We start from the raw sequence: 24321 nt of genomic DNA on the forward strand, positions 1-24321 counted from the left end.
GAAAGAAAATACAAATATGAAAGAGACAAATAAATATCCTGACATTGATATCTTTAGACTTCTGGCGGCGTTTTTGGTGATTGCCATACATACTTCACCCCTGGCCTCCTATAGCCTTTACGGGGATTTTTTACTGACAAGGATAGCAGGAAGGATTGCGGTGCCGTTTTTCTTTATGGTTTCAGGCTTCTTCCTATATAGCGGACAGGAAAAAAATCCGGATAGACTTATCTCCTTTGTGAAAAAAACGGCTGTTTTATATGGAATCTCAATTCTTTTGTATCTTCCGGTTAACTGGTATACGGGATACTTTACGGATAAGCATCTTATCTTTAAGGTACTGAAAGATATTTTCATTGACGGCACCATGTATCATTTGTGGTATCTGCCGGCGGCAATCACCGGAAGCATCATAAGCTTTGCATGCCTTAAATTCTTTGGTATGAGAAAGGCCTTTATACTAACATCATTACTTTACCTGATCGGATTGATGGGAGACAGCTATTATGGCATAATATCAGGCTTGCCTGTTATAGGCAGCTTTTATAAAGGGCTATTTCAGATAATGGATTATACAAGAAACGGATTTTTCTTTGCCCCGTTATTCTTCCTCCTTGGCACGGCTTTTAAGAAGTATAAGAACTTGGCAGTTAAGGGTGGTAAATGGATGTTCCTGGGTTCCCTTTTGATGATGGCCGTGGAGGGAACTTTGCTTAGAAGGGCTGGCGTTATGCGTCATGACAGTATGTATCTAATCCTGCCGGCAGTCATGTTTTTCTTGTTTTTGGCACTGCTTAAAAGAAGGGGAAAGGAATACAGGAGCTTTCGGGAAATTTCCATGGCAGTTTATATCATTCATCCCTTGGTGATTATCGGGATCAGAGGTGTTTCTAAAGTTCTTGGAATACAGAAATTCACTGTAAATAACAGCATTATTCATTTTCTATTGGTAGCGGCAGGTTCCTTTTTGTTTGGAGGAATCTATTATCTTAGTGTGAAATATAAGACATTTCACACCCTGATTTGAAGCAGTAAATCATCTGTAAGCAGACGATTTATGCCATGGGAGCTATTGTCAATAAATATAAGAAGGAAAGGAAGCAGGCATATGTTGCAGGCGATTGAAAAAGAAAAAGTATTAGAAAAAGAAACCATTGAAAATAAAAATTTCATTAAAAATAAAAGCAGGGCATGGATAAGCATTAACAAAGATAACCTGCTTCATAACGTGGAAGAGATTCATACTATTATGCCGGATACCTGTAAGCTGATGGCGGTTGTCAAGGCAAATGCCTATGGACATGGCAGTATTATGATAGCTTCGTTGTTAAACAAGACAGGCATCAGGAATTTTGCAGTAGCAACGATGCAGGAAGGAATTGAATTACGCCTGAATGGTATCAAGGGAGATATTCTGGTATTAGGTTACACAGAGCCTTCTCTTGCAGAGGAGCTTTCACAGTACGGGCTTACCCAGACAATAGTTGATTATCATTATGGCAGGGAGCTTAACAGTAAGGGGATTCCTTTAAAAGTCCAGATAAAGATTGATACCGGAATGCACAGGCTGGGCTTTCTGGCAGAGGAAACAGAGGAAATTATAAGCATATTTAAAGCTAAGAATCTAAAGGTAACAGGGATATTTACGCACTTAAGCACAGCAGACAGCTTAAGGGAAGCAGATATTACATTCACAAAAGGACAGATTGACAGATTTTACACCCTGTTAGCGCAGCTTAAGTTAAGGAAAATACAGGTGCCGGTTCATATTCAAAGCACCTATGGGCTTCTTAATTATAACGGACTAAATTGTGATTATGCAAGAATAGGCATTGGTATGTATGGTTCCTTAAGCTCCGCACAGGATAAAACCATTATACAGCCGGATATAAGACCGGTGCTGTCCCTGCATTCCCGCGTAGCCCTTATAAGGAATATAACGGACGGAGAAAGCGTAGGTTATGGAAGAGCTTATTGTTGTGATGGAAATAGAACCATAGCAGTTATTGCAATTGGATATGGGGACGGATATCCAAGGAGCCTGTCGGACGGAAAGGCTGAGGTTATTATAAAAGGGGTGAAAGTACCGATTGTCGGACGTATCTGCATGGATCAGCTTATCGTTGACATCACAGGAGCAGAAGGCATTCACAGCGGAGACATTGCAACGCTTATCGGAAAAGAAGAGAAGGAATCAATTACTGCAGGGGAGGTGTCAGATAAAGCCGGAACCATAGCCAATGAACTTCTTTGCAGGCTTGGGAACCGGCTTCCAAGAATTTATGTGTAGTGCTTACTTTGTTTCCTCCGCAGTGCTTGTTTCCTTTTCGGAGAAAATATAATATCTTGCAAGGAGCGTATAGGCAAAGGCCAGGGCAATTGTCTGTATAATATCCTGGGGCTTTCTCCTGGTAGGCTGCTCCTTTTCATCAAAAGCCATGGCCAGTGCAGCTTCCAGTTCATCGCAGAATAAATCGTAGGATTCCTCATTGGTCTGGTTATTCTGCATGAAGGATATGCCGTTGCCGATATCCGTAAGGCTTAGCACCGGTTTTAATAAAAATAGGACATAAAGATAGGCAAGATGTTCTCTATGGTATTTTTTATTCTTTGAGGGTACTATGATTTTTTGTTTCACATAATTATTAATCATAGTAGAGGTTACAGACTTTGCAGGCAGGTCTTCATAAAACAGGGAAACACTTTCCTCTATGAGGCTGATAACCTGGTCCATATATAGCTCAATACCCGGCCATTCCTTCCATCTTGGACAATGGTAGTTTCTTATATCTTCCCGTGTAAACATAATTTGCGCTCCTATATATTGTAAAAGAATAAACAATGTAGTAATATATGAGATATTATATAGTATTAAAAACTATAAGTCAATGCAAAGGATTGACTTGCAGCTTTAAAAGGTTATAATTTATCTTACATATGGTAATAGTGGTGATAGATAAGGAGGGCATGATGGAAGAAATGAAAGCACTGTTAAAAGCCCAGAGATATTTTTATGAAAAGGGCAAAACGAGGGATATAGATTTTCGTATAAGGCAATTATTACGCCTTAAGAGCAGTATTATAAAAAATGAAGAAGAGATTCTTAAGGCGTTAAAGAAGGATTTGAATAAGGCGCCCTTTGAATCCTATGCGACTGAAATCGGTATGGTTGCGGAAGAAATAAGGTATCTGATAAAGAATGTCGAAAGATTGGCACAGCCTGAAAAGGTTAAAATGCCAATTACTCAATTCCCTGCTTCCGGCAGTATTTATAAAGAGCCTTATGGGATTGTGCTGGTAATGGCCCCCTGGAATTATCCGGTCCAGCTTTCACTTGCACCCCTTGCCGGAGCCGTAGCTGCCGGTAATTGTGTCATTCTAAAGCCTTCAGAGTATGCCCCGAACTCCTCGGCCGTTATGAGAAAGATAATAAAGGAAACTTTTCCTGAAAAATATATTGCTGTAGTGGAAGGCGGAATGGAAGTGAATAAAGAGCTGCTTCAAAATAAATTCGACTACATTTTCTTTACGGGAAGTGTTTCCGTGGGGAAGATAATTATGGAAGAAGCCGCGAAGCATCTGACACCGGTAACCCTGGAGTTAGGAGGAAAAAGTCCCTGCATAGTGGATGAAACAGCAGATATTTCTCTGTCTGCCAAAAGGATTGCCTGGGGAAAGTACCTGAATGCCGGACAGACTTGTGTGGCTCCTGACTATGTTCTGGTGCAAAAGGATGTGAAGGAAGCTTTCATAAAGGAATTAAGCAGATATGTCAGAAAGTTCTACGGAAAAGACCCGCTTAATAATGAAGAATATCCCAGAATCGTTAACGAAAGACATTTTGACCGCTTGCTGTCCCTTATGAAGGAAGAAAATATAAGCTTAGGCGGAAAGTACAGCAGGCAGCTGCTAAAAATTGAACCTACTGTTCTTGAGCTTAACAGTTCGGATACCCCGGTTATGAAAGAGGAAATCTTTGGCCCCCTTCTTCCGGTTCTTACCTATGAGAACTTAGAGGAGGCGGCCAGGTTTATTAATAACAGGCCTAAACCTCTTGCCCTTTATCTCTTTACCACCTCGAAAGATAATGAAGGCTTTATTATGAAGAATATCTCTTTTGGCGGGGGCTGTGTGAATGATACCATTGTGCATCTGGCAACGACCTCCATGGGATTTGGAGGTGTTGGTGAGAGCGGCATGGGAAGTTATCACGGAAAGGAAAGCTTTACAACCTTCAGCCATAGTAAAAGTGTTTTAAGGAAGAGCAATTTATTGGATATTCCTTTAAGATATCCGCCTTATAAAAAGAAAATAAACCTGTTAAGAAAGATTTTATAAAGTCAAGTGATTAAAAAAGTTGTAAAATGGCTTGCCAGATGATAAAATAAAAAAATGAAAACAAAAGCAAAAATAAAAAACTGGTGGTAAAAGAAATGGTGACTGACCCTTATAAAGCACTTGGAGTGTCTCCCAGTGCATCTAATGATGAAATAAAAAGAGCATACCGTGAACTTAGCAGAAAATATCATCCGGACTCCAATGTGGATAATCCATTGGCTGACCTTGCTGCCGAGAAGTTCAAGGAAGTGCAGGAAGCCTATGATCAGATTATGAAGGAAAGAGAAGGCGGCTATTCAGGCGGTGGTAATGCTTCTTACGGAAAACCTGATAGTGCTTATGGTGATTCCCCGCAGTTAAATAAGGTATACGATTACCTGACAGCAGGACGTTACAGGGAAGCTTTAAATGAGCTGGACAGAATTTATCCAAGAACAGCCGGATGGTTTTATTACAGTGCTGTTGCAAACAACAGGACAGGGAATAACTATGTAGCCTTAAATCATGCAAGAGAAGCTGTTAATATGGAACCCAATAATGTAGAATACAGGAATCTGCTAAACCAGATGGAGTGGCAGGGAAGGCGCTATAATACTACCAGAAATCAGACCTATGGCGGTTACGGAGGCGGCTGCGGAAGCGGTAACTTCTGCTGTGATTTATGTGTGGCTGATAGCCTGTGCGAATGTATGGGAGGAGATTTGTGTCAATGCTTCTAGGAACGAGAAAGCTGGCATTTTTAAGTCTGTTGATGGCTTTAGCGGTAGTGCTTATTATATTAAGCGGTGTACTTGAATTTAATACACTGTTTTTACTGGCACTTGCCTCCTTCGGTGTTGGAATTGCTTACCGGGAGGGCGGTTTTGCCATAGGATTCGGATTTTTTGCAGGAAGCATCATTCTTTCGGTATTGCTTGCACCAAATAAGCTTTATTGTATTACCTACGGGGCTATGGCTTTTTATCTTCTGGTCTCGGAGCTGATATATGATAAGCTTTTTCAGATGAAGAGTATGGCTGTTAAAAGTAAACTTCTTTGGATTCTTAAATATATAGCTTTCAATCTGATATATGTACCGCTGCTTATTTTTGCCCCAAAGCTTATCTATGCGGGAAAGCTGGATACGAGACTGTTCCTGGTGATGCTTGCCGCAGGGCAGGTTATATTGTTTCTCTATGACAAAGGGTACCGGTACTTCCAGGGAAATATGTGGGAGAAGGTACGGAGAAAGCTAAAACTGAATGAATAAATATAAGATGTTGCATGATTAACAGAGATAGAAAGCAGGTCATGCAGCATCTTTTTGTTTTTTTGGATTAGAAAGTTCTTGACAGAGGTGCCGGGAATGATTAATATAAATAAATAGAAAGGTACCTTGTTATATTTGGTAATTAATCATAAAACGGGCAGCTTATAAGAAAGCCTGAAAAAGACAATAATAGAGAATAAGAAAGGATGATTATATGGCTCTATTTTACGGTGTTTTGCTGATGTTAGGAGCAATACTGCTATCGAATCTTATTAACCGCTTTGTTCCTTCCTTTTCTATTCCGATTATTCAGATTTTATTGGGAATAGTTCTATCACTTTTGCCTTCTATGTATCATTTTAAGTTTGACACAGAGTTGTTTTTGATACTTTTTCTTGCCCCTCTGCTGTTCCATGACGGAATGCAGGCAGATAAGAAGTCGCTCTGGGATTTAAAAAAGCCCATTATTATGCTGGCCTTGGGACTTGTATTTTTTACGGTAGCCGTTGTGGGTATCATAATACATAATATGATTCCATCCATTCCTCTGGCGGCAGCCTTTGCATTAGCAGCAGCACTGGCCCCCACGGATGCGGTAGCTGTCAGTTCTTTGGGAAAGCGAATCAAAATACCGGAAGGAATTAAGAATCTGCTGGAAGGGGAAGCTTTAATCAATGATGCTTCCGGTATCGTAAGCTTCCAATTTGCCGTTGCAGCTATGGTTACCGGCACTTTTTCTCTGTTACATGCAGGAATCCAGTTTCTTTATGTTGCTTTAGGCGGAGTAATTATCGGAGTTCTTATGACGGGACTTAAGTACCTCCTTGTAAAGTGGGTCCGGTCACTTGGTATGGAAAATATTACTTTTCATTTATTAATAGGTCTCCTTACACCCTTTCTGATATATATGGCAGCAGAGGAGTGCAGAGTCAGCGGAATATTAGCCGTTGTAATATCCGGTGTTATCCATTCCTTTGAGGGGAGAAAAATAAACCCTGAAACAGCCACCCTTAATATTGCCTCAAAAAGTGTATGGTCCACGCTGGCTTTTGCTCTAAACGGACTGGTTTTCCTGATTCTTGGCATGCAGCTGCCGCAGATTATAAGTGTAATTTGGAGTGATGTAAGCATCAGCAATCTGGAGACTATTGGGTTCATTTTAGCAATTACTGCAGCAATGATGTTAATCCGCTTTCTTTGGTCCTTCTTTACCATAGGAGATATTACGGAAAATAATTTGGTAGAAAAGGGATTTGGGAGAAATAGTAAGAAGAATAGATTGCAGGAAAAAAACTCATCTGCAATTGAAATAACAGAAAGAGGGAAGTTAAGTAGAATCAGGACAAATCTGGTTATAAGTATGTCAGGAGTCAGAGGAAGTGTTACCTTAGCCTCAATTCTGTCATTGCCTTTTATACTAAGTAACGGAAAAGCATTCCCCGAAAGAGACCTTATCATATTTATTGCTGCCGGTGTGATTTTATGCTCGCTGCTTATCGCGAATTTCCTCCTGCCCCTTTTATTAAAGAAGGATGGCATAGAAGAAGCAAGTATGGAGGAAAGAGAGGCCTGCCTTGAAATTATTGAAAATGTAATCAGGCAGATGAGTGAATTGATAACGGATGAAAACAAATTCCAGATAGGAAAGGTCATAAGGAATCTGATGTTAAGATCAGAGGAACTTCGGGACAAGAATTATAAGAAATCCAGCCAGAAAGAAGAGAGAAACTTAAGAAATGAAGTTCTGGCCTGGGAAGAGGATTATACCAATTTGCTGTTGAAAAATAATGAAATCGAAGAAGCTGCTGCTCGCCATTATCTGGATTTTCTTAGTAAAGTCATCAGAAAAAATGACAGGAAGGAATATTACTCCTATTCCCATATAGGTAGAGTAATAAGAAATATGAAACATATAAAAAAGCGCGGGTTTATACCAGGTAATCCTGCCGTCCACAGAGTACAGATGGAAACACTAAAACACTTAAATAATGAATATGTATTAAAGCGGCTGCAGGAACGAAAGAACAGTGAGGATACTTTGGCTGTTAACAAGCTGATATCAGAATATGAACGGCTGGAAGCTTTATTAACAAGCAGGACATATCTTGCCGGTAACAGACAAGGGCAGGGAAATCAGGGTATTCCCCCCGCGGAGAGAATAGATGACAAGGAGGACTTAGTGTCTTTAAGCTTTCAGATGGAGAGAGATGGAATACAGGCCATGTATGAGCAAGGCAGAATATCCTGGGAAACTGCCCGGAAAATGCGCAGTGACATAGCCTTAATGGAACTGCAGTTACGGCAGACCAGTGTTTCATAAAGTAGAAGGTTCAATTCTAAGGATTGACAAAGGGAAAGGACAGGGATTAAAGTATATCTGGGAGGTAAAGGCATGAAATTTAAAAATGTATTAAATACCAAGGGGCATCATCCGTCTTTTGGATTAAGGGAAATGTTAGGGTATATCGGTCCGGGGCTTTTGGTTACCGTAGGCTTTATTGATCCCGGTAATTGGGCGTCCAATATCGCAGCAGGATCTGAATACGGATATAAACTGCTCTGGATGGTTACTCTTTCTACCATAATGCTGATTCTGCTCCAGCATAATGTTGCGCATCTTGGGATTGTAACTGGAGATTGCCTTTCAGAAGCAGCTAACAAACACTTAAAACCCTGGCTGTCAAAGACTGTTCTTTCCACCGGGCTGGTAGCTGCTGTCTCTACTGCAATGGCAGAGATATTAGGAGGAGCTATTGCACTCAATCTGCTCTTTAAGATGCCGATAAAAGCAGGCTCCGTTATAATATTTGCGGTTATTGTCTTTTTGCTGTTTACGAATACCTATAAGAGGCTGGAAAAAGTAATCATAGGGTTCGTTTCCATCATTGGCATATCCTTTCTTTATGAGCTTAGCGTAGTACATATCAGCTGGCACGAGGCTGTAAGAGGCTGGACCACTGTTCAATTTCCGGCCGGGTCCCTGCCGATTGTCATGGCAGTTTTGGGAGCTGTTGTTATGCCGCATAACTTATTCCTTCATTCAGAAGTTATACAGAGCAGGCAATGGAATCTGGAGGACGATTCTGTTATTAAAAAACAATTGAAATATGAGTTTTTAGATACCCTGCTTTCTATGATTATAGGCTGGGCTATTAATAGTGCAATGATTATACTTGCCGCAACCACATTTTTTACTCAGCATATTAAGGTAGTAGAATTAGGGCAGGCACAGCAAATGCTTGTTCCGATAGTAGGCAGTCTTGCGGCGGTTATCTTTGGAATTGCATTACTGTTTTCCGGTATTTCTTCTACTATGACAGCAGGAATGGCGGCAGGAACAATCTTTGCGGGAATGTTTGGAGAGCCTTATGATATCAAGGACAGGCATACGAAGGTTGGAGTTGTCGGAATCCTTACGATAGCTACCCTGATAATATTCTTCATACAGGATCCTTTTCAGGGATTGGTCTACAGTCAGATGCTGCTTAGTATTCAGCTTCCCATAACGGTATTCTTACAGATTTACCTGACATCCTCTAAAAAGGTCATGGGGAAATATAAGAACAGCTTATTTCATAACATCATCCTGTGGGCTATTGCAATAATACTGACGGTATTAAACCTGATGCTTTTTACAAGTTATCTTATCTAAGAAAGCATGTATTGTGCGGAGACTAAAAAGAACAGCTCCATGTCTTACAATTACCAAAGGACATGGGGCTGTTTTTAGGTTTACGATTGCTGTTCAGAGGATAATTTTATGCCGTTTTTGGATAATTCTCTGATCTTTTCTGATAATTTTTGAATCAATCCAATCAGTTCGGAAGAAAGGTTCTGTGCATCCCTTAAGATATGTAAAGCCTTATCCCTGTCCTTCTTTTTGATAGCTTCTATCATCTGGTCACCCTTTAAATGGAATTCCTTATGCAGCTTACCAATCGTTTCCCAGTCATTAATAACGGAAGAATGATTAAGGCTTAAGGTATTATAATAATGTCCGAAGGTACATTTACCGGGATTGGTCTGAATCGGCAGCAAGGTCATGGTATCTACCATTGACTGAAGCTTAATCGTCCAGTCCTTATGGGCTGTTATTGCCTTTTCCAGGATGGTACATATGTCGTCGTTTGTTATGGAATGGCTTGTGCCCTTTAACCCTTTGTATAAATTGCCGGCAAGGCCAGACAGTTTATCATCGATGGCTGAAATACTCTTAGCGTAACTAACGCTTTCAGCAGCATCTTTTTGGATGCTTAGAGTCATGGAATTCAGTTTTTGTGCATCTTCACTGGAGGCTTCCATGGCACGGTTTATTTCAACAGCGGCAACTTTAACTCCCTGCATGGAACCATTGATGGATTCTACCGTATTTATAACACCTTCCAGCATATTGATATTTTCACCCATTGTATCTGATACCAGATCAATTTTTTCACTCATTTGTCCGGTAGAGGTTAAAGCACGGTTAAGGCTGCCCTTACTTTCATTGGCAGCGGATTGGATGTTTTCTACAAATACTCTCATGTCATCAAGATTGTGCTTGGTGTCATCCGCCAATTTCCTTACTTCTTCGGCCACTACGGAAAATCCTTTACCATGTTCACCTGCTCTGGCTGCTTCGATAGCTGCATTTAAAGCAAGTAAATTTGTCTGATTTGCTATTGTCTGGACACTATCCACGATTTTCCCGACTTCACTTGCAAGCTGCAGCAACTGGTCGATTTTTCCGGCCATATTCTGCGTATCGGTTACAACATTTTCTTTTAAACCGCTTACCTGAACAAGCAGATCCTTGCTTTCTTTGTTGCGGGAAGCCAATGACTTGGAATCTTCTGATAATTGCTGTAGGGTATCAGCTGTATTATCAATGGTTTCGGAAACGGAATTCATAGTTGCTGTGGTTTCTTCTACAATTGCAAGATTTGATTCGCTTAAACTTGCCAGTTCTAAGGAAAATTCGCTTAATTGATTGGATATGTAGGTCATGCCGACATCAAAAGTACTTATAGAAGAAGCCAGATCCATTATATCCTTTACTGCGTCTGACATTTTATGTTCATTGTCAAATAGCTTATTAAAATGATTGAGAGCTTTCTGGTGAATTGGATGGTTACTTTGAGGGGATTCAAGGTTTGCACCGGACATCATACTTTCTACATAATGAAGAATGTCCCCCATCTCTGAACAGGATTTTTTTAGCGTTGGCATAGTATCTTTCCTTTCTTTTTGTATGGAGCTTAAGATTATTATAGTCTGCTGGATTGACTTGTGCAACGGATATTTTAGTACAAGCCGGTTATTGAAATAATACATTGTAATAGACTTTCAAAAGGATATAATAGAAGTATATACACTTTAAGAGAAGAGAGGACAATAGGCATGCTGAATAATCCGGAAACTTCAAACATCAAAAAAGCAATCCGTACTGCCATTGAAAAGAATGAAATTCCAGGTGCTAATCTGCTGATTTTTAAGAATGGAAAGGAAGTATTCTATCATGAGGATGGGTTGGCTTCCAGAGAGGAACAGCTCCCGATTAGGAGGGATACTATTTTTAGACTGTTTTCCATGACGAAACCAATCACGGCAGCTGCTGCAATGATTTTAACGGAGAGAGGGAAAATAGATCTGTACGAGCCGGTAGGAAGATACCTGGAGGGATTTCGGAACCAGCTGGTAGAGGAGAATGGAACCCTTGTTCCGGCAAACAGGGAAATGCGTATAAAGGACTTATTAAATATGACTTCCGGACTTCTTTACGGCGGAGAGGGTAAAGCAGGTAAGGCAGCGGAAGCAGTATATCGTGAGATAGATGAAAAACTGTTAACAGAAAATGCACTAAATACCATTGAAATCGCAAACAGGCTTGGAAAGTGTCCGCTGGCTTTCCATCCGGGAGATTTTTGGGCCTATGGCACCAGTGCGGATGTACTTGCGGCGGTGATTGAAGCGGTAAGCGGGATGAAGTACGGTGAATTCCTGAAAAAAGAAATCTTTGAACCTTTGGGAATGAAAGATACCGGCTTTTACGTACCGGCAGAAAAGAAAGGGCGCCTGGCAAATACTTATGGGGCAGACGATGAGAAGGGATTAACCTTGTATACAGGCAATAACCTTGGAGTTATTCAAAACATGGACAGGGAGCCTGCTTATGAGGCCGGAGGTGCAGGACTGGTATCCACTATTGATGATTATGCCAGATTTTCCTTAATGCTTATGAATGGCGGGAGTTTAGAGGGAGTTTCCATATTGCACCCAAGAACAGTTGCCTATATGACATCGAAGTCGTTAACTGCAGAGCAGTACAAAGGAATGGAGCCCTGGCTTGAATTGGAAGGCCACAGCTATGGCAGTCTGATGCGGGTTATGACAGACACCACAAAAGCCGGAACGATAGGAAGTCCTTTGGAATATGGCTGGGATGGCTGGCTTGGCTGTTACTTTGCTAATTGCCCCGTGGATAATCTGAATTTCCTCTTTATGACCCAGAAGACAGATGCCGGAACCATGGAAATTACCAGGAAGTTACGGAATATTATTATCAGCAGTTGCAGTGAATAACGGAATGAGGTATTCTGAATACAGAGATTAGAAAAAGGAGTTATACATGAAATCATTAGTAATTGCAGAAAAACCCTCTGTGGGTAGAGATATAGCAAGAGTGTTAAGATGTTCGAGGAATTTAAACGGTGCCTTGGAGGGAGATAATTATGTTGTTACCTGGGGTTTGGGACATTTGGTAACCCTGGCTGATCCGGAGGAGTACGACGCCAAATACAAAGAATGGAAAATGGAGCATCTGCCCATGCTGCCCCAGAAATTTGAACTGGTGGTTATTAAGCAGACCGGCAAGCAATATCAAGTGGTGAAGACACAGCTGCACCGTGGGGATGTGTCGGAAGTTATTATTGCTACGGATGCCGGCAGGGAAGGGGAGCTGGTGGCAAGATGGATCCTTGAGAAGGCAGGCAATAAAAAGCCGGTTAAGAGATTATGGATATCCTCTGTGACAGATAAAGCAATCAGGGAAGGCTTTACCCATCTAAAAGCCGGAAAAGAATATGAAAACCTCTATCAGGCAGCTGCCACCAGAGCGGAATCAGACTGGATCGTAGGCATGAATGCCACCAGAGCCCTGACCTGTAAATATAATGCAAGCCTTTCCTGCGGGCGTGTTCAGACGCCTACTTTGGCAATGATAGCAAAAAGAGAAGAGGATATTAAAAAATTCATCCCGGTTCCCTATTATGGATTAATCGGTAAAGTAAATGGCATGACCCTTACCTGGCGGGATGCTAAAACCCAGAGCAGCACCTCCTATGATAAGAACCGGACAGAAGAATTGCTGAAGAAGCTCCAGGGGAAGGAAGGGGTAGTAAAAGAGGTAGGTACCGTTTTGAAAAAATCCTACTCGCCGGGGTTATATGATTTAACAGAGCTCCAAAGAGAAGCTAACACCCGTTATGATTTTTCTGCAAAAGAAACCTTAAATATCATGCAGCGTTTATATGAAAATCACAAGGTATTAACCTATCCCCGTACAGATTCCAGATATCTTACGACGGATATTGTGGGGACTATAAAGGAACGGCTGGAAGCAATCAGTACCGGACCTTATAAGAAGCTTGCTGCCATGTTAACGAGAAAACCCATTGTAACAAACTCTTCCTTTATAGATAACCAGAAAGTCAGCGATCATCATGCCATTATACCCACAGAGCAATATGTCAACCTGGAGAATATGAGCTCCGATGAGAGAAAGATTTATGATATGGTAGTCAGGCGTTTTCTGGCAGTTTTGTACCCTCCCTATGAATATGAGGAAGCCACTGTGAAAGTACTGGTGGAAGGCGAAGAATTTACGGCAAAGGGAAAGATTACGAAAGTTCTTGGGTATAAAGAGGTTTATGAAAATTCTTCGGAAGAGAATGAAAGCCTGCCAAAGCTTTCTAAAAACGAAATTTTAAAGCCGGTCATATTTGAAAAAACAGAGGGAAAAACAAAGCCCCCGGCTCCCTTTACCGAAGCTACACTCCTTTCGGCCATGGAAAATCCCGTTAACTTTCTGGAGCAGAAGGACAAAGAGTTTATTAAGACATTGGGTGAAACCGGGGGACTTGGGACGGTTGCAACCCGTGCTGATATTATAGAGAAACTGTTTAATTCTTTTCTTATGGAGAAAAGGGGAAAAGATATCTTTATCACTTCCAAAGGAAAACAGCTTCTTAAGTTAGTGCCGGAAGATTTGAAGAAACCGGAACTTACAGCTTCTTTGGAAATGAAGCTTGCGAGAGTAGCCAAGGGAAGTCTAAAGAAACAGGAACTGATGAATGAAATGACCGCCTATACCAGAGAGATAGTAGAAGAGATAAAGAAAAATGAAGGCAATTTCAAGCATGATAACCTGACGAATAAGAAATGCCCGGTCTGCGGTAAGAATATGCTTTCAGTTAACGGTAAGAACAGTAAAATGCTGGTATGCCAGGACCGTGAATGCGGACACCGGGAAACCATAGCCAGAACCAGCAATGCCCGATGCCCGGTCTGCCATAAGAAAATGGAACTGGCAGGGCAGGGAGAAAACCAGACATTTACCTGTTCCTGCGGCCACAAAGAAAAACTGGCGGCTTTTCAGGAAAGGCGCAAAAAAGAAGGAGCAGGCGTCAGCAAAAAGGATGTAGCAAAATACATGAACCAGATAGAGAAAGAAGAACAGGCACCTCTCAATACAGCATTTGCAGACGCTTTTGCTAAAATCAAGTTGGATAAGTAAAAGTTTCGGACTGATGTAACGGGAGCAGATGCTGTTATAAATTTTTTATTTTAGTTGACATTTGTATTCAAATATTGTATTTTATAATGGTAAATAAAGTTAAGGAGGCTGAAATATGCGCAAGCTTAATAGTACAGAGAACAGAATAGTGAAGATGCAATCAGCCGACCTTGGCATTCCTGTATAATCTATTATTTTTATCCTAAGGATGAATCAATAGATCTATAATAGTAAACTATGACCACAGTCGATGACTGTGGTTTTTTGCGTACAAATTTAAACAGGATTCCCCACGTCAGGCGACCCGCCCGTTCTCATAAGGGAAGCTGCTGATTACCTAAATCAATGATAGGAAAGAATAGGTGATCATAATGAAAAAATTAAATATTGGTATAATGGCACATGTGGATGCAGGTAAGACAACTGTAACGGAAGGATTTCTCTATCATAGTGGAATCAAAAATTCCATGGGAAATGTAGATAACGGAACTACTACAACGGATTCCATGGAGTTGGAGAGGCAACGGGGAATGACAATCCGTTCGGCAACGGTATCCTTTTTGATCGGGGAAAATAAAATTAACCTGATTGATACGCCGGGGCATATGGACTTTATTGCAGAAGTGGAGAGATCTTTGTCAGTGCTTGACGGAGTGATTCTGGTGATATCTGCAAAGGAAGGCGTTCAACCGCAGACACGTGCTATCTTTCATAAAATACAGCAAATGAAAATTCCAACTATTTTATTTATTAATAAAATAGACCGCATGGGGGTAAATCTGGCAGAAGTATATGAGCAGATACACCAGCAGCTGACTGACAGCTATCTGTTGATGCAAAAGGTAGCATACCAATACAGCTTAGTAGGGCAGACTTATGAAATTTCAAAAAGAAGCTTTAATGAGACAGACTTTTCGGAACAGATTGTCGTGCAATCAGAGAAGCTTCTTGAAAAGTATATGAATGAGGAAACGATTACCATAGAAGATTATGAGAATGTCATCCGCTCCCGTAACAGGTACGGAAAGCTTTACCCTGTATATCATGGGGCAGCCCTTCAAAATGTGGGCATTAAAGAACTTATGGAAGCTGTCGGTAAGTGGTTTATGCCAAGGGCAGATAAAAGCAGTCAGTTATCTGCTTATGTTTATAAGATATTGTTTGACGAGCATCATCATAAACTGTGTTTTACCCGTGTCTTTTCGGGAGAGATGGTTTTGAGGAACCATATTTCTATCGAAAGGGAGGGCCAGGAGATGGTGATACGCAATCTGTTCGGCCTGGAAAAGGGTGGTCTGGTACCGAAAGCAGCAGTGGAAGCAGGGGATGTGGCTGTGCTTCTGGATGTAAAGGAGCTGGTATGCGGAGACTGGATGGGTGAGAGAACCAAACTTCCAACGATTTCCCAGACAGAGCCTTTATTAAAGGTTGGTGTCAGACCCATACCGGCTGCCAACAGAAGAGAACTGCTGGAAGCCCTGCAGATATTGGCTATGGAGGATCCTTATCTGGATTTGAATATTGATGAAGAGACGGAAGAAATCAAACTGAAACTCTTTGGAAATCTGCAAAGAGAGATATTACAGTCTCTGCTGAAGGAACGGTTTCATCTGGAAGCGGAATTTGACAGTGTTTCTACTGTTAAGAAGGATAAACCCATGGATCAGGTAACCTGCATTGTTCCCATGAACAGCCCGGGCAATTTATTACGGGCGGGTGTGGGATTAATACTGGAACCTCTTGAGGAGGGCAGTGGTTTTCAATATGAGACAAAAGTATCTTTTGGGGATCTCACCAAGTCCTTTCAAAACGGTGTGAAAGAAGGAGTGGAGAAAGGAATTCGCAAAGGAGTGTTTGGAGAAGTGGTAGATACCAGGGTTACTTTTATGTATTTTGACTATGACAGTGTTACCAGTACTCCGGCGGATTTTCGAAGGCTGGCGGAAAGGGTTGTTTATGAAGCATTAAAAAGCATCGGCACCAGAACAATGGAGCCTGTAATGAGCTATACTCTTACTGCGCCGCAGGGGTATGAGAAGAAAATAATAACTGAGCTGGTTCGGATGAATGCTGTTATGGAAGAAACAAAGTATACCCAGACGGAAATGATAATGAAAGGTAAAGTAACGTTAGAAGCCTGCAAAGATTTTTCCGTGATATTATTTACTTTAACAGAAGGCAGAGGAATTTTTGAAACGGTCTTTTGGCAGTACAGGGAGCAGTAGCAGATACTTCAAGAAGGTCGAATTAACTGCTCGTATATTCTTGGAACCTCGTACATATCTTTTATACATAAGGTAATCGTACAGAGGGCAGCAGGATGAATATTATCTCCATGCTTTTGGCTATTTTAGCAGGAGTATTAACAACTATTGAAGCAACTATAAATTCCCAGCTTGGAAAATACCTGACACCAAGTATAGCGACACTTCACAGCTTAATGACAGGGCTGTCATTTATATTGCTGATAAATCTTGTTCTGGGTAATTTACCAAGGTATTCAAAGATTACTACCGTTCGTCCCATCTGGCTGATAGGAGGATTTTTTGGAGCATCGATTATCTATCTGTCTGCAAGGTCAATTCCATCCCTTGGAATATCCAATGCTTTAATCCTGATTCTGGCAGGTCAGCTTACCAGCAGCCTTGTAATGGATGTATTTCTTAATGATGCACAGATAAGCCTGAAAAAGATGGGCGGAATGATCCTATTTCTCGTTGGTACCATCATGTTTCTGAAAGATTAGGTAAGGAATGTCTAAATTAAGCAAAATATGAAAAGTAAAAGCAAATGTGTACTTGCAATTCTTTTCATTCTATGTATAATTACATTAAAAGATTAGTAAAGGGTGATTCCTTTGGGATATTTTAAATACAAACTTCATGTTGAACATTTTACAAAAGACGGGCTTTGCAGCCCGTCTTTCTTTTTGGCTTTAACTTGGTGAAGTGCAAGGGTTCATTTTCAACTACTAATTAAAGGAGTATCAAATCAAAGATTTGATATCCAGGAAAGAGGGTGTGTTGAAAAGGAATTTTCAACTACTAATTGAAGGAGTATCAAATCAAAGATTTGATATCCAGAAAAGAGGATGCTATGAGGATTGCGGTCTACGAATTAAGACAGGATGAGAAAAAGAAGTTAGAGGAATTAAAGGAAAAGCACGGAATTGAACTGGTGACTACGGGAAAGACGCTGAATAAGCAGACCTTAAAGCTTTGCGCTGGCTGTGAAGGAGTTAGTATTCTGGGAAGAAGCAGCCTTGATGAGGAGCTTCTGGCAGGACTTAAAAAGCAGGGTACCGGTTATATCTCAACAAGGACCATAGGATATAACCATATAGACGCAAGATTTGCAAAAGAAATCGGATTAAAGATATGTAATGCAGGCTATCCGCCAAAAGGAGTTGCGGAATTTGCAGTTATGCTGATGCTGCTTACCCTGCGCCACTACAAACCTGCCATGTGGCGGCAGAATGTCAACGACTATTCTCTTTTTGGACTGACCGGTCAGGAATTGGGCAATCAGACCGTAGGAGTTATCGGAACAGGGAACATTGGCATGGAAGTGCTAAAGATACTTTCAGGTTTTGGATGTAAGCTGGTCGCCTCTGACAAGTGGGAGAAGGAGGAAGGAAAAAAGTACGCACAGTATGTATCCCTGGATGAATTATATCGTGTCTCTGATATCATAACCCTTCATGTGCCGTTGCTGGAAGAAAACAGGCATTTCATAAACAAGGAAGCCATTGATAAGATGAAAACAGGGGTAATACTCATCAATACCGCCAGAGGGGAATTAATGGACATAGAAGCATTAACTGAAGGGATTGAGTCGCAAAAAATAGGGGCCTTGGGACTGGATGTATTTGAAAAGGAAGAAGGAATATATCATGCAGACAGGAAAACAGATATTCTAAAGAACAGGGATATGGTTTATTTAAGGCAGTTTCCCAATGTTGTTATGACCCAGCATATGGCGTTTTACACAAAGGCTAATATAGACAGTATGGTTACATGGGGCATTGAGGGGATTTTGGATATGTATGGCGGCAGAGTATGCAGACAGGAAATTTAAGTCGTAAGAAAAAACTGGTTGTTATTGACAATCAGTTTTTTTTATACTATACTAACTGTATTAATAGTAATAGTACACTTCATATACAGGTGTGGATTACACAGAGAAAGGAGTGCCTTATGATAATCATTGACTATAAAGACCGCAGACCAATCTATGAACAGGTGGAGGAACGGTTTGAAGAGTTAATTCTAAAGGGTGGATTATTGCCGAAAGAGCAGCTTCCTTCCGTGCGTAATCTGGCTATGGAATTGTCAATAAATCCGAATACCATTCAAAGAGCTTACATGGAATTGGAACGAAAGGGTTTTATTTATACCGTTAAGGGCAGAGGAAGCTTTATTGCTGATACGGAACATCTGGTAGATATCAGGAAGAATGATTTGCTGTGTTCGGTTGCCGAGATTTTGAGAGAAGCGAAAGAAATTGGCATAGAGAAAGACCAGGTTATAAAGAAAGTCGAAGAAGTGTATGAAAAGTAAGTTTAAATTGGAGACTGGTATTTAGGAATATCAAATCAAAGATTGGATATTTAGAAAAGAGGTTAATATGATAGAAGCGCAATGCCTGACGAAGCGGTTTGATTCCATTAAGGCTGTGGATAATATTAATGCTGTCATCAAAGAGGGAGAGGTCTTTGGGCTTGTTGGAACCAACGGGGCTGGTAAAAGTACTTTTTTACGGATGGTGGCAGGGGTTCTAAGGCCCGATGAAGGGACCATCAAAGTGGATGGCTATCCGGCATATGAAAATATGGATGCCAAGAAGCTGTTATTTTATATTTCGGATGATAGTTATTTTTTCAGTAACAGTACGCCGGGAGATTTGAAAAATTATTATAAAGTTATTTACACTGGTTTTGATGAGCAGCGTTTTGAAGAGCTGATGAAGAAGTTTGGATTGGATAGCAGGCGCAAAATAAATACTTTTTCAAAGGGTATGAAAAAACAGCTTACTGTACTTTTGGGAATTTGCGCCAACACCAAATATCTTCTTTGTGATGAAACCTTTGACGGACTTGATCCGGTTATGCGCCAGGCTGTAAAGAGCCTGTTTGCAAAGGAGATTGCAGAAAGAGGCTTAACTCCTGTAATCGCTTCCCATAATTTAAGGGAGCTTGAGGATATCTGCGATCATGTGGGATTATTGCATAGAGGCGGAATTTTATTGTCAAAGGATCTTTTTGACATGAAGCTTAGTATTCATAAGATACAGTGTGTATTTAAAGAAGAAGTAGAGTTAAAAGAGCTTTTTGGTGATACGGATATCCTTAAAACAGAAAGAAGAGGCTCTCTTTATACTATAACGGCAAGAGGCAGCAGAGAAGAGATTATTGCTAAAATAGAAAAGCACAATCCCGTATTTTCAGAAGTTCTTCCTCTTTCTTTGGAGGAGATTTTTATCAGCGAAACGGAGGTGGCAGGTTATGACATCAAGAAACTTATTTTTTAAACTTCAAAAAGAAGACATAAAGAGAAGAATGTGGGTTGCTGCCTTGTCAATGCTGGTATTTTTCCTGTTTGGCCCCATATGGCTGGCACTGACTATGGAAAGCATGACAGATATTATGGGAGTTAAATATTTGGTAAAAGAAATGTCGGCGGTCATAGGCCCTGGATTTATCCTCCAGTATCTGATTGCAATTGCAGGGGCTCTCATATGTGCCTGCAGTGGATATTTCTACCTGCATTCTAAAAAGAAAGTAGATTTTTTTCACAGTGTGCCGGTTAAAAGAGAAACTCTGTTTTTGGTAAACTTTTTCGACGGCATACTGCTATATTTCCTGCCTTATTTTATAAGTATGATATTGAACTTTGTGGTACTCTTTACCGGAGGATATCTGCGTTCCGGTATCGTAATTGCAGGTTTCCAGGCTCTTTTAGTGAACCTGTTGTATTTTCTTTTACTTTATACTTTAACTGTTCTGGCAATAATGCTTACCGGAAACGGAATTGTAAGCCTTCTTGGCATTGGAGTATTTTTTGCTTACGGACCCTTTATTATGGCGATAAAGGATATGTATTGCCATGAATTCTTTAAGACCTATTTGTTAAACAGCAATGAAAGCAGGATATTTGAATTCCTGTCTCCCATAGGAAAATATATTTACAAATCACAGCAGATTAAAAACGGTAATTATGACGGAATTGCTCTAAGTATCCTTATGACAGCGGCAGTTATTCTTTTGCTGCTTGTGTTCTCTCTCATACTTTATAAAAAGCGCCCTTCGGAAGCGGCAGGTAAGGCAATGGCCTTTGGGATAGCTAAACCGATTATCAAATTCTTGCTTATCATACCAATAACCCTTGGAGGCGGCATGATATTCAGAAACGCCGCCAATGTCCATTCGGACGGATGGATGATATTTGGTCTATTGCTGATCTTTTTAATATTTGGAGCAATCATTGAAATTATCTATCAGTTTGATTTAAAGAAAGCTTTCACTCACAGAAAAGGGTTGGCGGTATATGCATTTGCAACTGCTGTAATTGTATGCATTTTCCGCTTTGACCTCATCTCTTATGATACCTACCTGCCGGATAAGGATAGGGTGGCTTCTATGAGCATAGGTATGCCTGATATTGATAGCGGCAGAAACTTTCTGGAAATAAACCAGACAGGTACAGGATATACGTATAATTCTGCCTTTCAATACGAAATAAAATATATGAGGCTGAAGGATTTTGATGCTGCTTATGAAATAGCAAAGCTTGGCATGAAGGAGAGCAAAAAGACGGAGGAGGGTTCAGATAAGAGCTATAGTGCTATGGTAGCTTTCCATCTTAAAAATGGAAGGACTGTAATACGCAACTACGCCGCGGTTTACGACAAGGATTTGTCTTTAGTAAAGCAGGTTTATGAAAACAGTGACTTTAAGGAGGGACATTATCCGATTTATCGTTGGAAGAATGAATATATTACTTCCGTTTCTGCTTATAATTCTATAGAAGAGAAATATTTTACCCTTACGGAAGCGGAAACGGCGGAATTACTTGCTATATACAAAGAAGAACTAAAAACACTTACAATTGATGAAATTATTAAAGGCAAGCCGCTGGCAACTCTTCGGTTTACATTAATTGATGGATACTCTTTTGAATATCACATATTCCCTGAATTTACAAAAACGAAAGAATTTTTGTCGGCTCATGGCTTTCAAAATTATAATCAGACAAATGCAAAAGATATTAAAAAGATAATTGTAATGAAGCAGACCGAAAATCAGGATACGATTTACTTGGGGGACAAAAATATAAATGATAAGGGAACAGAGATTCAACAAGCTGACTATACTGGAAAAGACCAGATAGGAGAAATTTTTCAGGCGGCTATACCGGCAGCTTATTGTGACGAATTCCGCGGAGTACTGTCTCCGGATTATGATTTTACGGTCAAGATAATATTTAATACGGATAGTTATGGCAATGAAACAGTAGAATTGTATTATTTTTCAAAGAATAATATACCGGACTTTGTATTAAAGGACTTGCATTAATATTCTTTTGAGTATTTTTCCTGATTGTGTTTAAAAATAAAGAATATGGTATAATATTAGAGTGGGGGACATTATACCCCGCTCTATTATTATAAAGAAAAATAAAATTTATTTTTCAACTACAAATTAACGAATAGTAAATCAAAGGTTGGATATTCAGGAAAGAGGTTAGTGTGAATTATTGAAAAGCATGATTCACACGCAAATTTGTGTCTGCGGCCCAAAGCTTGCAGGGACAGGAAAGGCATAAATATTAATATGAAAAAGATTATGATAGTCGCTCTGTTGCTCTTTCAGATGGCAATTCTGATGTCATGCAGGGAGAAGGCAGAGGAGAAGGATAATACCCTGCCGCAGGATAATATATCGGAAACACCTGCAGTTACAACGGACAAGATAGTAGATACCTCTGACAGTCAGGAAGAGGAGGGAAATAAGGCAAATGTTCTGGATTATTTTCCGTACAGGGAAAATAAACAGTATTTTTATGAGGGAGAAGGAAATGAATATGCGTCCTTCTGGAGTTATACAGATTATCAGGATAAGGACAGCGGCAGGATACAGCTTCGTACAGACAATGGGGGGACAGAAACGGTTCAGGTAATAGAAGGGAACAGTTCAAGTATTGCCATTATCGTAAGCAAGGAAGAAAATTATTACCGGGACAATCTTTTGAAAATCAACAGCGTGGAAGAACCGGAAGTGCTATTAATGGGCCCCCTGGAGAAAGGCACAGAATGGACTCTGGCGGATGGAAGAAAGCGCTATATATCTGATATGGAGAAAGAAATCAGTGTTCCTCTTGGAAAGTTTACGGCAATAGAGGTGACAACAGAGGAAAATGGCGGTGAGATGAAGGAGTATTATGCCAAGGATATAGGACTGATCAAAAGGGAATATAATTCGGACGGTCTGGCAGTCACTTCTTCCTTAAAGGAAATAAAAGAAACTCCCTTAGAGCAAAACCTTACAGTCTACTATCCTAATGGAGATGAGAAGGTGCAAAAAGAAGAGAAAACACTGAAATTCTATACCAATGACATAACCCGTCTTAAGATGCAGGAGCTGCTAAGGGAAAAGCATGAAGCAAGTCAGGGTTTAATCAGCTTAAAAACAAATCTAAATTCCTTATATAAAGGCAGCGATGATATCGTGTATGCCGATTTCTCCAAGGAACTTATAACCGACATGAATGCGGGAGCAGGCTTTGAGCAGCTTATTTTGCAGGCGATTGCCGATACCCTTGGAGGCTATTATGATGCAAAGGAAATATGCCTTACTGTGGAGCAAAAGCCCTATGAGTCAGGGCACATTCTTTTGAAAAAGGGAGAGACCTTAAAGGTCAGCCAATAGAGGATTAAATAACAATAGAAAGAAAGGGATGGGCATATGAGAAAAACAGCATTGATAACAGGCGCATCAAAGGGAATTGGCCGGGAACTGGCTATTTTATTTGCGAAACAAGGATATGATCTCGTATTGATAGCAAGAAGCAAAGAATTATTGGTTGGTCTTTCTAAAAAACTGGATAAGCAGTATGGGGTTGCTGTTACAGTTATAGAGAAAGACTTAACCAATTTAGAGGCACCGGAAGAAATATGGGAAGAACTAAAGGGCAGAGAAGTTGATGTACTTGTCAATAATGCCGGTTTTGGTGATTATAAGGAATTTGCCCATTCGGAATGGGAGAAGCAGTATTTTATGATACAGCTTAATATAACGGCTCTAATGCATATGACGAGGCTTTTTTTACCGGCTATGGTAGAAAGAGGAGAGGGAAAGATATTAAATCTTGCTTCAACAGCTGCTTTTCTGCCAGGACCTAATATGTCTGTATATTATGCTACGAAAGCGGCAGTTCTGTCCTTTTCACAGGCAGTATCAAGGGAAGTCAGAAAAAGTAATGTTACAGTAACAGCCCTTTGTCCGGGACCCACCAGTACGAATTTTGAAAATGCAGCAGGGCTTGTTAACTCTAAGCTGTTTCATTCCCTTAAGGTGACAAGTGCCAGGAAAGTTGCGGTATATGGCTATAAGGCACTTATGAGAGGAAAAACAGTTGCGGTAGAGGGACTGTCAAATAAACTTTTGGTACTTGGAGCAAAATTAGCTCCCAGGGGATTGGTACTTACTATGATCGACCAGATTCAATCCAAGCTAAGAGAAGGAAAGCCTGCGGATAAATAAAGAAAAGAAATATTGTATAAATTGTTTAATATGACTGTTTTTGCCGAGGATATAATAGCGTATTAAATAATTGAAAAAGAAAATAAAAAACCATTGACATAATTAACCACAAATGATAGCATGTAGTTGAACGTTAAATCTATACGATATGTACAATGGAATGCGGATAGGTGTAAGATTAATAGGTTTAACGTAAAACCA

General features: G+C 40.4%; 19 protein-coding genes. 17 read left to right on the forward strand and 2 right to left on the reverse strand.

The window, feature by feature from the left end:
• Positions 1-16: 16 nt before the first annotated feature.
• Both BUF11_RS02790 and vanT read left to right on the forward strand, forming a co-directional pair.
• Entirely contained in the window at positions 17-1027 is a 1011-nt protein-coding gene (locus BUF11_RS02790) for an acyltransferase family protein (RefSeq protein WP_139243248.1), read from the forward strand.
• 81 nt (positions 1028-1108) lie between these two features.
• Complete coding sequence (vanT, locus tag BUF11_RS02795) at positions 1109-2290, forward strand: serine racemase VanT catalytic subunit (RefSeq protein WP_084558492.1); 1182 nt, start codon at positions 1109-1111, stop codon at positions 2288-2290.
• 3 nt (positions 2291-2293) lie between these two features.
• Here the strand turns inward: vanT and BUF11_RS02800 are convergent, their stop codons facing one another.
• Entirely contained in the window at positions 2294-2806 is a 513-nt protein-coding gene (locus BUF11_RS02800) for a DUF1836 domain-containing protein (protein WP_073587262.1), read from the reverse strand.
• 164 nt (positions 2807-2970) lie between these two features.
• Between BUF11_RS02800 and BUF11_RS02805 the strand changes: the two genes are divergently transcribed.
• The 5 genes from BUF11_RS02805 (at position 2971) to BUF11_RS02825 (ending at position 9239) form a co-directional block, all read left to right on the forward strand.
• Positions 2971-4338, forward strand: coding sequence for an aldehyde dehydrogenase (locus tag BUF11_RS02805; protein WP_073587263.1), 1368 nt, complete (start codon positions 2971-2973; stop codon positions 4336-4338).
• A 95-nt stretch (positions 4339-4433) separates the two neighbouring features.
• On the forward strand, positions 4434-5057 hold the full coding sequence (locus tag BUF11_RS02810) for a DnaJ domain-containing protein (protein WP_073587264.1): 624 nt from the start codon (positions 4434-4436) through the stop codon (positions 5055-5057).
• Positions 5042-5587: a hypothetical protein gene (locus BUF11_RS02815; protein WP_139243249.1), complete on the forward strand. Its 546-nt coding sequence runs from the start codon at positions 5042-5044 to the stop codon at positions 5585-5587. The genes BUF11_RS02810 and BUF11_RS02815 overlap by 16 nt, the downstream gene beginning before the upstream one ends.
• 214 nt (positions 5588-5801) lie before the next feature.
• Positions 5802-7907 carry a Na+/H+ antiporter gene (locus BUF11_RS02820; protein ID WP_073587266.1) on the forward strand — a complete coding sequence of 702 codons (2106 nt, stop codon included), beginning with the start codon at positions 5802-5804 and terminating at the stop codon, positions 7905-7907.
• A 72-nt stretch (positions 7908-7979) separates the two neighbouring features.
• On the forward strand, positions 7980-9239 hold the full coding sequence (locus BUF11_RS02825) for an Nramp family divalent metal transporter (RefSeq protein WP_073587267.1): 1260 nt from the start codon (positions 7980-7982) through the stop codon (positions 9237-9239).
• A gap of 80 nt (positions 9240-9319) precedes the next feature.
• Here the strand turns inward: BUF11_RS02825 and BUF11_RS02830 are convergent, their stop codons facing one another.
• On the reverse strand, positions 9320-10795 hold the full coding sequence (locus BUF11_RS02830) for a methyl-accepting chemotaxis protein (RefSeq protein WP_073587268.1): 1476 nt from the start codon (positions 10793-10795) through the stop codon (positions 9320-9322).
• A 171-nt stretch (positions 10796-10966) separates the two neighbouring features.
• Here BUF11_RS02830 and BUF11_RS02835 point away from each other — a divergent pair, with 171 nt between their 5' ends.
• The 10 genes from BUF11_RS02835 (at position 10967) to BUF11_RS02880 (ending at position 24120) form a co-directional block, all read left to right on the forward strand.
• Positions 10967-12148: a serine hydrolase domain-containing protein gene (locus tag BUF11_RS02835; protein WP_073587269.1), complete on the forward strand. Its 1182-nt coding sequence runs from the start codon at positions 10967-10969 to the stop codon at positions 12146-12148.
• Between the two features lie 46 nt (positions 12149-12194).
• Positions 12195-14360: a DNA topoisomerase III gene (locus BUF11_RS02840; protein WP_073587270.1), complete on the forward strand. Its 2166-nt coding sequence runs from the start codon at positions 12195-12197 to the stop codon at positions 14358-14360.
• Between the two features lie 371 nt (positions 14361-14731).
• Positions 14732-16585: an elongation factor G gene (locus BUF11_RS02845; RefSeq protein WP_073587271.1), complete on the forward strand. Its 1854-nt coding sequence runs from the start codon at positions 14732-14734 to the stop codon at positions 16583-16585.
• Between the two features lie 95 nt (positions 16586-16680).
• A complete protein-coding gene (locus tag BUF11_RS02850; RefSeq protein ID WP_073587272.1) occupies positions 16681-17106 on the forward strand; it encodes a DMT family transporter in 426 nt (141 codons plus the stop codon).
• 350 nt (positions 17107-17456) lie between these two features.
• Positions 17457-18437, forward strand: coding sequence for a D-isomer specific 2-hydroxyacid dehydrogenase family protein (locus BUF11_RS02855; RefSeq protein ID WP_073587891.1), 981 nt, complete (start codon positions 17457-17459; stop codon positions 18435-18437).
• 119 nt (positions 18438-18556) lie between these two features.
• Positions 18557-18919, forward strand: coding sequence for a GntR family transcriptional regulator (locus BUF11_RS02860; protein ID WP_073587892.1), 363 nt, complete (start codon positions 18557-18559; stop codon positions 18917-18919).
• Positions 18920-18986: 67 nt separating this feature from the next.
• The gene (locus BUF11_RS02865; RefSeq protein ID WP_073587273.1) at positions 18987-19889 is read left to right on the forward strand and encodes an ABC transporter ATP-binding protein; all 903 of its coding nucleotides are present in this window, start codon (positions 18987-18989) and stop codon (positions 19887-19889) included.
• A complete protein-coding gene (locus BUF11_RS02870; protein ID WP_073587274.1) occupies positions 19864-21933 on the forward strand; it encodes a DUF6449 domain-containing protein in 2070 nt (689 codons plus the stop codon). Before BUF11_RS02865 ends, BUF11_RS02870 begins: the two co-directional genes overlap by 26 nt.
• Before the next feature lie 258 nt (positions 21934-22191).
• Positions 22192-23286 carry a GerMN domain-containing protein gene (locus BUF11_RS02875; RefSeq protein WP_073587275.1) on the forward strand — a complete coding sequence of 365 codons (1095 nt, stop codon included), beginning with the start codon at positions 22192-22194 and terminating at the stop codon, positions 23284-23286.
• Positions 23287-23322: 36 nt separating this feature from the next.
• Positions 23323-24120, forward strand: a complete 798-nt coding sequence (locus tag BUF11_RS02880; RefSeq protein WP_073587276.1) for an SDR family NAD(P)-dependent oxidoreductase — start codon at positions 23323-23325, stop codon at positions 24118-24120.
• Positions 24121-24321 lie beyond the last annotated feature (201 nt).

This window comes from Anaerocolumna xylanovorans DSM 12503, from assembly GCF_900143645.1.
GTDB lineage: Bacteria > Bacillota > Clostridia > Lachnospirales > Lachnospiraceae > Anaerocolumna > Anaerocolumna xylanovorans.

Bases quoted from the DNA above. Each gene is read 5' to 3' on its own strand.
- BUF11_RS02790 (WP_139243248.1), top strand. From the start codon at position 17: ATGAAAGAGACAAATAAATATCCTGACATTGATATCTTTAGACTTCTG.
- vanT (WP_084558492.1), top strand. From the start codon at position 1,109: ATGTTGCAGGCGATTGAAAAAGAAAAAGTATTAGAAAAAGAAACCATT.
- BUF11_RS02850 (WP_073587272.1), top strand. From the start codon at position 16,681: ATGAATATTATCTCCATGCTTTTGGCTATTTTAGCAGGAGTATTAACA.
- BUF11_RS02845 (WP_073587271.1), top strand. From the start codon at position 14,732: ATGAAAAAATTAAATATTGGTATAATGGCACATGTGGATGCAGGTAAG.
- BUF11_RS02830 (WP_073587268.1), bottom strand. From the start codon at position 10,795: ATGCCAACGCTAAAAAAATCCTGTTCAGAGATGGGGGACATTCTTCAT.
- BUF11_RS02810 (WP_073587264.1), top strand. From the start codon at position 4,434: ATGGTGACTGACCCTTATAAAGCACTTGGAGTGTCTCCCAGTGCATCT.
- BUF11_RS02805 (WP_073587263.1), top strand. From the start codon at position 2,971: ATGGAAGAAATGAAAGCACTGTTAAAAGCCCAGAGATATTTTTATGAA.
- BUF11_RS02825 (WP_073587267.1), top strand. From the start codon at position 7,980: ATGAAATTTAAAAATGTATTAAATACCAAGGGGCATCATCCGTCTTTT.
- BUF11_RS02860 (WP_073587892.1), top strand. From the start codon at position 18,557: ATGATAATCATTGACTATAAAGACCGCAGACCAATCTATGAACAGGTG.
- BUF11_RS02865 (WP_073587273.1), top strand. From the start codon at position 18,987: ATGATAGAAGCGCAATGCCTGACGAAGCGGTTTGATTCCATTAAGGCT.
- BUF11_RS02855 (WP_073587891.1), top strand. From the start codon at position 17,457: ATGAGGATTGCGGTCTACGAATTAAGACAGGATGAGAAAAAGAAGTTA.
- BUF11_RS02820 (WP_073587266.1), top strand. From the start codon at position 5,802: ATGGCTCTATTTTACGGTGTTTTGCTGATGTTAGGAGCAATACTGCTA.
- BUF11_RS02880 (WP_073587276.1), top strand. From the start codon at position 23,323: ATGAGAAAAACAGCATTGATAACAGGCGCATCAAAGGGAATTGGCCGG.
- BUF11_RS02840 (WP_073587270.1), top strand. From the start codon at position 12,195: ATGAAATCATTAGTAATTGCAGAAAAACCCTCTGTGGGTAGAGATATA.
- BUF11_RS02870 (WP_073587274.1), top strand. From the start codon at position 19,864: ATGACATCAAGAAACTTATTTTTTAAACTTCAAAAAGAAGACATAAAG.
- BUF11_RS02800 (WP_073587262.1), bottom strand. From the start codon at position 2,806: ATGTTTACACGGGAAGATATAAGAAACTACCATTGTCCAAGATGGAAG.
- BUF11_RS02835 (WP_073587269.1), top strand. From the start codon at position 10,967: ATGCTGAATAATCCGGAAACTTCAAACATCAAAAAAGCAATCCGTACT.
- BUF11_RS02875 (WP_073587275.1), top strand. From the start codon at position 22,192: ATGAAAAAGATTATGATAGTCGCTCTGTTGCTCTTTCAGATGGCAATT.